This window comes from Ruminococcus sp. YE71 (assembly GCF_900119155.1).
Taxonomy (GTDB): Bacteria; Bacillota; Clostridia; order Oscillospirales; family Ruminococcaceae; genus YE71.
On sequence record NZ_FPIR01000002.1, the window covers coordinates 69413 to 82922 of the forward strand.

At 39.6% G+C, this 13510-nt stretch carries 12 protein-coding genes; all 12 read right to left on the bottom strand.

The window, feature by feature from the left end:
• Positions 1 to 13: 13 nt before the first annotated feature.
• On the bottom strand, positions 14 to 1195 hold the full coding sequence (locus BT142_RS02050; protein ID WP_072416543.1) for a glycosyltransferase: 1182 nt from the start codon (positions 1193 to 1195) through the stop codon (positions 14 to 16).
• A 56-nt stretch (positions 1196 to 1251) separates the two neighbouring features.
• Complete coding sequence (locus BT142_RS02055; RefSeq protein ID WP_084659281.1) at positions 1252 to 2313, bottom strand: EpsG family protein; 1062 nt, start codon at positions 2311 to 2313, stop codon at positions 1252 to 1254.
• 10 nt (positions 2314 to 2323) lie between these two features.
• Positions 2324 to 4852, bottom strand: coding sequence for a glycosyltransferase family protein (locus BT142_RS18945; protein WP_072416545.1), 2529 nt, complete (start codon positions 4850 to 4852; stop codon positions 2324 to 2326).
• 14 nt (positions 4853 to 4866) lie between these two features.
• Positions 4867 to 5841 (bottom strand): SDR family oxidoreductase, encoded by a 975-nt coding sequence (locus tag BT142_RS02065; protein WP_072416546.1) that lies wholly within the window; start codon positions 5839 to 5841, stop codon positions 4867 to 4869.
• A gap of 24 nt (positions 5842 to 5865) precedes the next feature.
• The gene (locus tag BT142_RS02070) at positions 5866 to 7176 is read right to left on the bottom strand and encodes a nucleotide sugar dehydrogenase (protein WP_072416547.1); all 1311 of its coding nucleotides are present in this window, start codon (positions 7174 to 7176) and stop codon (positions 5866 to 5868) included.
• A gap of 15 nt (positions 7177 to 7191) precedes the next feature.
• Positions 7192 to 8202: a glycosyltransferase family 2 protein gene (locus BT142_RS02075; protein WP_084659282.1), complete on the bottom strand. Its 1011-nt coding sequence runs from the start codon at positions 8200 to 8202 to the stop codon at positions 7192 to 7194.
• On the bottom strand, positions 8199 to 9038 hold the full coding sequence (locus tag BT142_RS02080; RefSeq protein ID WP_242871899.1) for a sugar transferase: 840 nt from the start codon (positions 9036 to 9038) through the stop codon (positions 8199 to 8201). Before BT142_RS02080 ends, BT142_RS02075 begins: the two co-directional genes overlap by 4 nt.
• 41 nt (positions 9039 to 9079) lie before the next feature.
• Positions 9080 to 9502, bottom strand: coding sequence for a VanZ family protein (locus tag BT142_RS02085; protein WP_072416548.1), 423 nt, complete (start codon positions 9500 to 9502; stop codon positions 9080 to 9082).
• Positions 9499 to 10770 (bottom strand): DegT/DnrJ/EryC1/StrS family aminotransferase, encoded by a 1272-nt coding sequence (locus BT142_RS02090; RefSeq protein WP_072416549.1) that lies wholly within the window; start codon positions 10768 to 10770, stop codon positions 9499 to 9501. Before BT142_RS02090 ends, BT142_RS02085 begins: the two co-directional genes overlap by 4 nt.
• Positions 10771 to 11172: 402 nt before the next feature.
• A complete protein-coding gene (locus BT142_RS02095; RefSeq protein WP_084659283.1) occupies positions 11173 to 11979 on the bottom strand; it encodes a P-loop NTPase family protein in 807 nt (268 codons plus the stop codon).
• A 52-nt stretch (positions 11980 to 12031) separates the two neighbouring features.
• Complete coding sequence (locus BT142_RS02100; RefSeq protein ID WP_072416551.1) at positions 12032 to 12673, bottom strand: CatB-related O-acetyltransferase; 642 nt, start codon at positions 12671 to 12673, stop codon at positions 12032 to 12034.
• A 21-nt stretch (positions 12674 to 12694) separates the two neighbouring features.
• Positions 12695 to 13270: an NUDIX hydrolase gene (locus BT142_RS02105; RefSeq protein ID WP_072416552.1), complete on the bottom strand. Its 576-nt coding sequence runs from the start codon at positions 13268 to 13270 to the stop codon at positions 12695 to 12697.
• Between the last annotated feature and the right edge of the window lie 240 nt (positions 13271 to 13510).

Consider the following 13510-nt stretch of genomic DNA (forward strand, 5'->3'; position numbering starts at 1 on the left):
TAGTCAGGTTAAATTATAAACTATCATACAAATCAATATATTCGGAAAATCTTTTCCACATATCAAATGTTTTTGCAGCCTGCATACAAGATTTAGAAGAGTATGCCTTATTCTCACAGATATTAACAACTCCATCAAGCATTGCTTTATTATTCTCCTTTTCAACAATAATGCCGCAACCCTCAACGACTATCTCTGATGATCCTCCAGTATCAAACGAAACTACAGGCGTTCCACAAGCAATAGATTCCATGTTTACGGTAGGATAATTCTCCTCTAACGTTGGGTTAACAAACACATCTGCAGCAGAGTAGATTTCAGCTAACTCTTTTTGATTATTTGTCCGGTGAATGGTTATTATATTTTTAGGAAGTATCTTGTCAATTGCATCATTAGTACCTACTAATACAATTTGATAATCTTCATTTAAATGCTTAGATAAATATATTATAGTATTAATCCCTTTTTTTATACTCCATTCGAACGAAACTCCAAGCACCATATATTTTTTTGAGACTATATGGTCTTTTTTCCAGTTGCTGATTACAGGGTAAAAAACCGATAAATCTATTCCATTGTTTATAACCCTTATATCATGATTTCTCAAGAAAGATTTTTTGGCTAAAGCTGCTAACCATTTTGACGGAGTTACAATAACCATGTTTGAGTTTATATAAGTTCTTTTTTTTCTCTGATAAAGTTCTTTACTTCTGTCAAAAAACCAACTATATTTCTTTTTTTGGGGACAATTACAACATTGATTATACCATTTTGTACACTTTATGTAATCGAAATGCATACAATAACCTGTAAATGCCCAACAGTCATGGAAAGTCCATACAACTTTTGTGTTAGTCTCTCTTATATATTGAAATAAAAGTTCTAAATTTACGTCATTAGAATGAATATTATGTAAGTGAATAATCGTCGGTTGTATTTCTTTTAATATGTGAATTAGTTTTTTTGTTGCAGAAAAAGCATTGAATCCATTATCACCCATTACCCTACTATATAATGCATAATATTTTTGTGTGCAGTAGCTACTGTATTTGAAGGATTTTTCGTAGTCACTATTACCTATACTATAAATAATATAGTTTTCAATACTTTGTTTACATAACAATTCACTAATTGATTTGCATATCTTTCCTGTACTACCAGCACCACAAATTGCATTAATCTGCACTACAATCATAATGTAGAATCCTCCAAATTGATAAAATGAAAAAATCAGCTCTCGATATAATTTTTCTATTCCCAATAAAATCGATACGGATATGCATGTGCCCAATCAGTTGTAAAAACAAAAAACAAGCCGAGCGCAATAAATACAATATTTATAATTACAATAAAACCATTTCTAGGCTCTATTTTTATAATTATACTATCCGATTTCGATTCATCGTAAAGACATGGTACAAGAACTATTAAAATTACAATAAAATAGAAAGCAGCTCTCATTGCTAAACTATTAATACCAGAAAAAACCATACAAATACATGAAATATAGTATATCTTCATCAATCCATTTATTTCAACATCATTATCTTTTGTTGCTAAAAGAAAGAAAACTAATAATGCGAAACATGCTATAAACATATTAATTGAACCATTATTATCAATTGTGTTTTTATGTGATATTAGTGAACCTACTGACGACAGTAATGGTTTTCTTAGAGCAAATACAATAGTAATAAGAAATATTAGAGTTTTTTTATCCAGCAGTTTTCCATAATTATACAAAGGGTACGCCAAAGAAAAAATAATTGCGGTATCATGAAATAAAGTAGCTATGAAAATCGTCAGTATAAAAGGTATAATTTTCTTCTCTTTTATAAATGGAAGTGATAGTATTACAATCCCAATAGCCAAAGATTGCCTCAGTCCTGAGAACATCATTGTAAAAACTGGAGTGCCAAATAGAATAATATAGCTAGTTTGAATATCGGTACTATACCTATATATAACATAAGTAAACGGAGCAATGCTACATACAGCACACACAATTAAAAAAATCTGATTATCCCTAGTAAAACACGATAATACCTTATTAAAAAATATATATCCTATCTCATAATTTTGATAACTTGTAATTCCCCAAGGCAATGTACCAATTCTTTGGAATCCTCCTAGGTATCCATAACTATCATACCACCTTAGATCATTACCCATTGATGGATGACGCAAACCAATAATTAGAGAAATTAAAATTCCACAGAATATTGATACAAATAATCTTTTGAATTTTGTATTTGGTTTAAGGAATCTCGTTAATTCAATTAAACCAATTAAATAGACATATGGAAACATCATTCATCTCTCTTCAACGATTAATCAAAACACTTTGGAACTTTCTTCTATTTGTATCAACATTGTGATTTCTATTTGCTACATTAATTGCATTTATAATTTTTGATTTTCTATAATCAGAGTCATTAACTGTTCTATTAACAATAGTTTTCAATTCGGTCGTATCACTTATTATAATTGCTGCATCATTATTTTTCAAATACTCAACAAATGCTATTTTCGCTGGCGCATATACTAGGAAAGGCTTTCCAGAAACAAGACAATCAGCAATTTTAGTGGAAAAATAATGATCATTAAACTGAGCATAATACTCACTAAAACTTTCAATATGAACAATTATATCTGAATTCTCTATTACTTCTTTTAACTTATCATATGATACAAATCCTTTTATATCAATAGCTTTACATTTTTGTAATCTATTTTGAATTTCAGCCGGAAACCTTCCATATGTTTCTATTACAATTCTTTTATCGGATTCATTAAATGCTTCAGCGAGTTCAATCAAAGACGAATCTCTATCAAAATCCATATTTCCAAAATAGGAAACTTTTAGTGGGCAGTTTTCAGCATGATTAAATGAAGTTAATAATTCCGTTGACGTATAAATAACTTCACTGTTATGCTTCATTATCTTATTATATGTATCTTTAAGTTTATCCGAAATATAGATTACAGTTTTTGTATGTTTCATTGTTCTCCAAAAACTATTCTTCAACCAAAAATGAAATATTGGATAAACAATATTGCCTAAAGTTGTGTTGTCGAAGTAGTTTTTCTCTCTCAGAACATGATCTTCACTATTATATATATAAAGAGGTATTCTTCTTTTTTTCGCTATTTTATAAGCGAGGTCATACATAAATATTGTATCTCCAGCTTGCAATAATACTGCTTCTGGTTTGAAATTATTCACAAATTTGGCAAAACCCATATTTTCCCACGGTATAAATTTCCATAACAATGCTCTAATAATCATAGTTACAGCATTTTTTCCAACTCCCGTAGAATCTTTATTAGAATTATTATCAGCCATATTCGGTTGGTCTTTTCTGTGAAGAAGCATATTTAATACCTGTTTATCCGTAAAACAATAATACTTTTCACATACATCTTTCCATGGTTCCTCTTGTTTTATATAAAACTGTGCAAGCTTATCATGGGGCCATCCTTTAAAGAAATTACCTAACGTTCTACCGTTATTTGTGGATTCTGAAAAACAATTATTTGAAATAACTAATACCCTAGGATACTTGTCTTTTTTCTTTTTTGAGAGATTTACAACATATAATCCTCTATGCCCTTCAAATACTGAGTCAAAACAGATCATGTCACCTTTACGATTCCATCTTGGATGAAGATCACATCTAGTATCATTATCATATTTGAAAGGAGCGAATACTTTAGCAACTGTTCTTACTTTATCACTTTTTTCGTTCGTTCCACTCATAATACGGATAGAAGCAACACGAGCACGATCAGGATACGTATCAGTCACTATCATTTTACCATTAGGACTATAACTGGGATGTCCATCACCATTTAACTCAGGCCAACAATGAATATAGTTTTGCGTTTTATCCTTCATCAAATAGTAACCAGGTCCACCTTCAGTCTTATTCTCAAAAGCAAGAATATGATTATTATCTTTCCAGAAGCAATGGCTAACCATATCATCATCTGAAAGCACATACATATTTGTGCCATCTATATCAAAAGTGACAAGACGAGTGTACTTTCGTTGACCGACAAACCAACGATAAAGAACCATACATCTCTTTCCGTTAGGACTAAGCATAAGATGATTAACCTTATGTACAGATCCTTTTTCCTTCATTTCGGAGCGCGGTTGAAAAGAAGCAAAATCTTTGTATGTCAATAAATCATTTACTTCTCCAGTTTCAAGATTTATCTTCCATACTGCTGTGCTGTTGGGCAAAGCTTCTCCTTCGGTTTTCTCGCGAAGATTATAATAACCATAACCAGGACGGAGATTATATAAACGAGAAAAATCAAGTGTAAGAGCTGTTTTTCCATCTGATGAAACTGTATATACAGGTGCATTTATAATTCGTTCTTTACCGGTGTTCAATTCAACAATTACTGATACATACTTTCCATCTCTAAAGTCATTATATAATATGCGTGACGAAAAATCTGGTCCTAACCATTGCGCCATACACGATTGCTGAACATTCCAAGAACTACTTTCGCCAATTTTTTTAATGCGAGTCGGATCATTTTCCTTTTTTTCTGTATCAATAATAATAATATCAGCTTTTTCTCGAGGACTCACATCAGACCATGTGTTTTTTGCACGAGTACATATCATATATCTATCAGTTGCATCCCATGGTGATTTATCATAATAGCCAAAAAAGTACTCATGATTTGGATCATTAGGTGAGATACGAATGATATTTCCCTTGCATTTAATCTTCGGAGAAATAGTATACATCGTTCTTTGATAGGCTCTTTTAATAATTCTTTTTACTGTAGGATACTTATTAAGATGATAGTTTATCTTTTGTTCAATACCCATAATATTCCTCCGAATTATAAATTCTCCTTATACCACTCAATAGCCGCCTTTATTCCTCTATCAAAACTCCAATCGGGATCATATCCCAACAGTTCTCTTGCCTTAGAAATATCTGCATTACTATGTTTTATATCGCCTGCACGATCGGGTCCAAAGTTCGGCTCAATGTCAACGCCGAGTGCTTTTGTCAGACCGTAATATATGTCGATCAGATACTCACGTCCACCGTATGCTATATTGAATGCTTCACCTGCCGCCTCATGAGGAGCAAGACAAGCCTTGAGATTTGCTTCGATGACGTTTTCAACAAAAGTGAAGTCGCGGCTCTGCTTGCCGTCACCGTTTATGGTGGGAACCTCGCCATTCAGAAGCTGCTTTATGAACTTCGGGATAACCGCTGCATACGCACCGTTGGGATCCTGTCTTCTGCCGAACACGTTGAAGTAGCGCATTCCGTAGGTATCAAGACCATAATGACGGGTGTACTGCTTTGCCCATTCCTCATCGGCACGTTTGCTGACTGCATAGGGGCTGAGAAGATTGCCCTCTCTGCCTTCTTTTTTTGGAAGATTTGGCTCATCGCCATAAACGCTGGAACTACTTGCGTAAACAAACTTCTTAACGCCTTTCTGACGTGCAGCTTCAAGCATATTCAGCGTACCTTGAATGTTGTTGGCACAATAGAACAGCGGCATCTCGATGCTTCTGGGAACACTGCCCCATGCAGCCTGATTGAGAACGTAGTCAACTCCCTCGCAGGCTTTCATACAGGTATCGAGGTCTTTTATATCGCCCTTGACGAACTCATAGTTCGGGTTGTCTATGAACAGATCAACATTTTCCTGCTTGCCTGTAGAAAGGTCATCAAGGCAACGAACCTTGCAGCCCTTGTTCAGTATGGCTTCACACAGATTTGAACCGATAAATCCCGCACCGCCTGTTACGAGGAACAGCGTATTTTCGGGAAATCTAACACTTTCGTATCCCACTTTGATTACTTCCTTTATTGTATATTAGAGTCTCCAGTAGCTGTAGCCTGCTGCTTCGTATTCCTTGCGGTCGAGCAGACCCTTGATGTCGAGCAGCACCTTCTTGCCCTCACCGAACATATTGTCAATATCACTCATCGTCAGGCTTGTAAAGCTAGTATGAGCGACTGCAAGAATAACAGCGTCCATATCCTTAACGGTATTCATGTCAACGAACTCAATGCCATAAAGACGCTTTGCTTCATCTGCGTCAGCCTCGGGGTCGGTGATAACAGGAGTTATGCCGTATTCCTTAAGCTCGTTAACAATGTCGATTATCTTAGTATTTCTTGTATCAGGGCAGTTCTCCTTGAAAGTGAAACCGAGGATAGCTACCTTCGCACTCTTTACAGACTTGTCCGCAGCAATGAGATTCTTTACGCAGTTCTCAGCTACATACTTGCCCATATCATCATTGATTCTACGTCCCGAAAGAATTATCTGGCTATGATAGCCGAGCATTTCAGCCTTATATGTAAGATAGTAGGGGTCAACACCGATGCAATGACCGCCAACAAGACCGGGATAGAACTTGAGGAAGTTCCACTTTGTACCCGCCGCTTCGAGAACAGACTTTGTATCGATTCCCATCTTGTTAAAGATGATGGACAGCTCATTCATGAAAGCAATATTTATGTCACGCTGGCTGTTCTCAATAACTTTAGCAGCCTCAGCGACTTTTATGGATTCTGCTCTATGTACGCCTGCCTCAACGACAAGCTCGTAAACCTTAGCGATAACGTCCAGAGACTCAGCGTCCATACCCGAAACGATCTTTTTGATAGTTTCCAGTCTGTGAACCTTATCACCGGGGTTGATTCTCTCGGGAGAGTAACCTATCTTGAAATCAACGCCGCATTTCAGACCGGACTCACGCTCAAGTATCGGAATGCACACGTCCTCGGTAACGCCGGGGTAAACAGTGGACTCAAATACAACAACCGAACCCTTTGTGAGGTTACGACCGAGTATCTCGCTTGCGCCCTCAACGGGAGTAAGATCAGGAGTATGGTCGTCATTCACAGGAGTAGGGACAGCTACGATATGGAACTTAGCTTCGCGCAGTTTGGTCTCATCTGCTGTAAAATAAACGGTAGTTGCCTTTATAGCATCGTTACCGACCTCGTTTGTGGGGTCGATACCATTCTTGTAAAGGTCTATCTTCGCAGCATTAAGATCGTAGCCGATAACGTCTATCTTCCTTGCAAAAGCGACAGCGATAGGCATTCCTACATAGCCAAGACCTACGAGGGAGAGCTTTTCTTCTTTGTTAATGAGCTTTTCATAGAGATTCATAATTTTCTATACTCCTTACTGTTTCTTATTTATTCTAGTAAATACTCCACTTAAATAACCTGAACCATAAGATAAATGTAAAAGCAAAAATAAAAAAGGCATTTTTGCTATTTCTGCCATTTTTTTAGTTTTTTTGATTGCAGCTATAACACCGGAAGACAAATGTATTATAATTACACCAGCTTCTTGCACCCAAAACCATTTTTTTACAAACCCCATTATGGTTGAAAAGATAAGATATATTACAAAAGCAAAAGGAATCAGATGTCTTAATCTTAATGCAGAATTCTGATTCTTTAATAATACCATATTCCACTTTCCATTACCAAAAGCCTGTTTAACCATTTTTTTTGTTGAATTTCTGGAATAATAGACACTTTTAATTTTGGGATTAAAATAAAATTTTCCACCAACAGCCCGAATTCTTGAATGTAGTTCTATATCTTGATTCCTAACATATTCCTCATTAAAGTACCCAACTTTATCGAATATTTCTTTTTTGTATAAACCATATACAGCTGTATCAGCATAGGAAGCGCTATTTGATACTCTAAACGAAGAATTACCCACACCAAAAGAGGATGATAGTACTTTTGAAATAATATCATCTTCGCTGTTTAATGATTTTGTTGTTAGTTTTCCACCAACACAAATTGCATCTGGAACTGATAATATTGTTTCAACATTTTTTTCTAGAAAATCATTTGCTGCTTCAGCGTGAGCATCAATTCGAACAACATACTCACCCTTTGACGCTTTAATTCCAATATTCCAACCTGAAGATAATATATGTTTAGGATTACTTAGTAATCTAATTCTAAAGCAGTCTGTATTATATTCTTCAATCAGCTTATTTACAATACTAAGTGTGCTATCAGTTGATTCTCCATCTATAACGATAATTTCATACTTATCTTTGGGATATGATTGATTAATCAAAGATAACATCGCATTTTCTATGTAATCTTCCTCATTCCTAGTAACCAATAATGCAGATACAAAAGGTAAATTATTCATTCTTTTCATCCCAATTTCCTATTATTTTCTAAAATCTTGATTGCCTTATTCTGTAATTCATCATATTGTTCTCTATTTATTCTACCCTCATTTAACAAAGCATCTCCATAATCAAACGCCGTAGCCATATCTCCATCAGTGATTCCTTCACTTTTAAATACTTTCATTACAGTATCAAGAACGATTTTTACATCACCTTTAAAAGTGATACCTTCATCTATGTACTTGACATCATAAGCAAGTTTATCTTCCCATAAAATATCGTTTCTGCCATTAACCTGTGCTAATCCAGTAAGACCTTGTCTAACATCATGACGTCTTCTCTGTTCAGGAGTCATAAACACCATATCACGCACAAGCTGAGGTCTAGGTCCAACAACAGCCATATCCCCCTTAACAATATTGATAAGCTCCGGAAGTTCATCAAGACTTGTAGCTCTGAGCGCCTTGCCAAACTTCGTCAGTCTCACATCATCGGGCAGCAGATTGCCGTTTTCATCACGTTCATCAGTCATTGTTCTGAATTTGTAGAGCTTGAAGATCTTCTCATCCTTGCCGGGACGTTCCTGCGTAAACAGCACCGGTGAGCCAAGCTTTGTCTTTACAAGAAAGGCTGTTACTGCAAGTATCGGGCTGAACACGATAAGCGCCCCAGTACTCAAAAAGCAATCCAACGGGCGCTTAACAAACCTCTCGTAAACTCCATAAGGCTTGTGCTTAAGTTCCTTGCCGTAGTTCTTCAGTTCGTCAATTCGCTCAGCAATAAATGCAACTCCCGCAGTCATAGCAGCGAATGCTGAAATGCACCCGGCAACCTTGAAAAAGCCTTTCAAAAACTTGTTCATCAAAACAACTCCCGATTGTTTCTAAATAAATACATGAAGTTCTATTCGGCACCCTGCTTTCTGTTCGATTTCTGTATGAACTTCTGAACAAAAGCAAACATCTTGAAACCTAAAAAAGTGCCTAATCCATTACATATAACATCATCAAGTTCGCACAAACCAAGACACGCAAAATACTGAACGATCTCGATGACGATTGAAAATATCACACCAACTATCAAAGCAAAGCGTAAGTCTTTACACGTAAGCAGAAATCCAAACGGCATAAACAGCAGGACATTTTCTATCCAGTAGGTCGCGTACAGTTTCCAGTTCGGATTTCCGGCTAACATTTCCTGAAAACCCCAGAACGGTCGCATTTCAATCGTATGTACACCGGAACTGTGGCGTGTGAAGATCGTCATCCAAAGGATAAAGCCTATGCTGATGATGAATAATGCTATCCTAACGCGCTTTGCTGTCATTCAAAGCAGCTTCTTATTATCTGAATGATAATATCCTGCTCCTCCGCAGTCATCTTATTGTCGCTCGGCAGGCACAGACCTCTCTCGAAAATATCAGCACCAACATCGACCATTCCAGTCTCCTTGATGTAAGCGTTGCTTCTCGCTCTGCCGTTGCCGTTCGCCGTGATAAACGGATTGCTGCGGTAGATCGGCTGCATATGCATGGGCTTCCAGATCGGTCTGCCTTCTGCATTGTACTGCGCGATCTTTTCCAAAATCTCGGTGGGGCAGCTCTTGCCCTGCTCGTGTATGTAAAGTGCGTCCTGTTCGCCGCGAACCTGCTTGCACATCGCGTCTTGGTCGATCAGCAGGCAGCTCAGCCAGAAATTCGGAACGCTGTTCTTTTCGTCATAAGGATTCATGCTGACAGGCAGCCCCTTGAAACCTTCCTTGTAGCGCTCATATATCGCTTTCTTCTGAGCGATATGCTCGTCAAGATAGGGGATCTGACCACGCACGATTCCTGCAACAATGTTGCTTATGCGGTAGTTGTAGCCGATTTCCTCGTGCTGATACCACGCAGCGTCCTCACGGCTCTGAGTAGACCACTTGCGGACCTTGTCGGCATCTTCCTTGCTGTCGGTGAGGAACATTCCGCCCGATGAGCCTGTGATGATCTTGTTGCCGTTAAACGAAATACAGCCGTAGTCGCCAAAAGTGCCTGTTTGCTTTCCTTTATATGTAGCGCCAAGACTCTCGGCAGCGTCCTCGATAATGAGTGCGCCGTGCTTGTCGCAGATAGCTCTGATCTCGTCGATCTTTCCGGGAGTGCCGTAAAGGTGAGCGACGACCACCAGCTTAACATCGGGGTATATCTCAAACGCCTTTTCAAGAGCGACAGGATCCATGTTCCAGGTGTCACGCTCGGTGTCGATGAATACAGCCTCGCCGTCCTCGTAAGCGATCGGATTGACGGTTGCATCAAAAGTCATATCGGAACAGAATACCTTGTGACCCTGCAAAGTTCCGCAGTTGGGCTTAGGCATACCATACAGCTTTTCGCCTGCCAGCTTGACCGCCAGGTGCAGCGAAGCAGTTCCGCAGGACAGACCCACAGCGTACTTGCAGCCAACATACTCAGCAACCTGCTTTTCAATCTCGTTGATGTTCGCACCGACCGTGCTGACCCAGTTGGTTATTATCGCTTCATCGACCCACTTCTGCTCGTCACCGTGCATGGTGGGGGAGGAAAGCCAGATCTTCTTTTCAAAAGGTTTAAGTTCCATCGCATTTCTTCCTTTAAACATTTCGCAAAACGTGCAATCCTGCGAAAAAAAATAATTTCACTTCCAATCTTAATTATTATACTATTAAAAATGAACAATGTCAAGCGTTTGTCAGCATTTTACTACCCATATCCCTAAAATTGTACATTTTCTTAAAAATCGAAGATTTCATCAACAATTTTTAATGAAAATACTGATTCGATCAGAGCAATTATCAAGTGATTTTTCGCGCAGATACGTGTATTTTAAGCGCAAATACTTGTTAAAAATCAATATTGCTAGTAAGTCTATGCAAAACCGACTAAAGCCACTCTTCCATATAATGCCAGCGCTGTTTAGAATACTATATCAAGAAACAAGTTCAGCGGACGTTCCATTCATTGTGTGGAGCGTCCGCTGTGGTTATTTTTGACTTATTGATGTTATGCTGCTGATCTCACGATCGATCTCCGTATAGGCTTTGTCCCAGTCTTCCTGCGGGTCATTGACGATCATGTGTCGGACATTCAAACTGCGCAGTATCTCGAGCTCTCTGCGCTGACGTTCTTCAAGTGCCGATATATAGCCGTCAAATCCCGAAAGCTGCATAGCCTTTCCGTAAGCACCGTTGCAGTGATAGTCTATGACACTGTTCAGCCAAGCCGAGCCTCTTTCCGAGACGGCTTTTTCTATCGACTGCCTTATATCGCCCGAATAAAGATACACGACAAACGGCTCCAGCGGAGCAATTATTTTGCAAATTGAGCTTATATAGTCCGCCGAGGTTTTTGTGTCAAATCCGAAACGCATCATCGTTTCGCACATGGGGTTTTGGAGCAGAACGCAGTTGAAAACATACCGTTCATGCGGCTCGGCGGTGCGGACAAATTCGCTCCATTTATCGAGCATCACGGGGCTTTCCGTTTCCCAGGGGAGAAAATCATAGATCTTATACTGCAAAAGCCTGTCAAAAAGTTCACCGCTGAACTCGCCGAGAGGAACGATATATCCGTCTGCCCTTTGAACAGACTTTTGTTTGATAAGTGCCTGTTCTTCCGACGAAAAGCTGCTAAGGTCGGCACTTTTTATAAACGCATGAAATTCGTGATCGGCAGGGTGATCTCCGCAGCCCTCGTCATAAAAATGCGCTTTGATACTCTCAGCAATATGTTTTGCAGTCGTGCTTTTACCCGAACAAGGCAGCCCTTCAACTATTATAAGTCTGTTCAAATCAATGCACCTCCGATGATCTTTCGTCCGCATACGAATGCTGACAGTACGTTCACTCCGATCTTTTCATGATCTCGTCTCTTACTTTTTCAATATCGCTGCAAGTCAGCAGGGGGATAAGCGAATTGATCTCTTCGATGCTTTTATCCCACCACTTAAATCCAAGCAGCAGTTCGATCATTTCGTCATCAAAGCGCTTGCGTATCTCTCTCGCAGGATCTCCGGCAACGATAGTATAGGGCGGAACATCTCGTCCGACAACGCTGTTTGCGCCGATGATCGCACCGTCGCCAATATGTACCCCCGGCAGTATCACCGCATTCTGACCTATCCAGACATCATTACCTATCACAGTATCACCTTTCAGCGGCATATCGTCAGCTTCGGGCGGCTGCATATCCCAGCCCTCCAGAGTATAGAACGGGAAAGTTGACACGGCGTTCATCTGATGATTTGCGCCGTTCATTACAAACTCGACGCCTGCCGCTATCTGACAGAATTTGCCTATGATGAGCCTGTCACCGTTCCATTCGTAATGGTGCGTAACGTGGCTTTCAAAATCCGAGTCGGCAATGTAGGAAAAATCGCCGACTATTATATTAGGATTGCTGATCGTCGGTTTGATATAGATCTCTTTGTCGTACCCGCTGATAGGGTGAACTTTATTCGGGTCGGGTCTTATTCCGTTTTTCATAGCTTCTCCTTAAAGTGTTTTTTAACTGTCGCCCAAAAGCTGACCGTTCTCCTCCAGATACCGTTTGAGTATCATCAGCTCTTCCATGAGGATACAATGCTTGAAGCTGTTGTTCCGCACACGCTCCACGCACTCGCCGAAGTCTATCCAGAGAACGCTGTCGAGTTCCTCGGCTTGCAGGGTGAAGCCGTCCTCCTCCGTGTCTCTCCACAGAGCGTAGATCTTCGACACCTGACGGTCGTGGAACTCCTTGCCGAAGAACACATCGTCGGAGCAGATGTAGCGTATGCCGCAGTAGTGCAGTTCCTCAGCCGAAGCCGTCACGCCCAGCTCTTCCTGCAACTCCCGAAGCGCAGACGGAATGTAGTCCACCCCCGCCGGGATATGCCCCGCGCTGGAAATATCGTAGCACCCGGGGTAAGAAGGCTTATGCTCCGCACGCTTTTGCAGCAGCACCTGCACCTTCCCGTCCCTTTTTCTGAATATCCACACATGAGCCGTCCTGTGGCGAACGCCTTGCAGGTGCGCAGTCTCACGGTCAACGGTCTCGCCCGTAGGCTCGCCGTTTTCGTCAACAATATCAAGTATCTCAGCCATAATTGCTCCTTTGGTCGTGGTTATTTATATCCGTGTCTGCGGAATATGTTCGATATAACAATTATACCACAGGTTGGGGATAAGGTCAATCGTTGAGCGCTGACTGCGTGGCGATTTGCACATTTTCACGCAGTCCGAGTCATGCGTGGCGACAATATTTATCTAGGAGATGTAAACCGTCGTCATGAGAACCTAAAAATTTATTGCGATTCTGAACAATCTGTAAAGTTTGAGAAATAA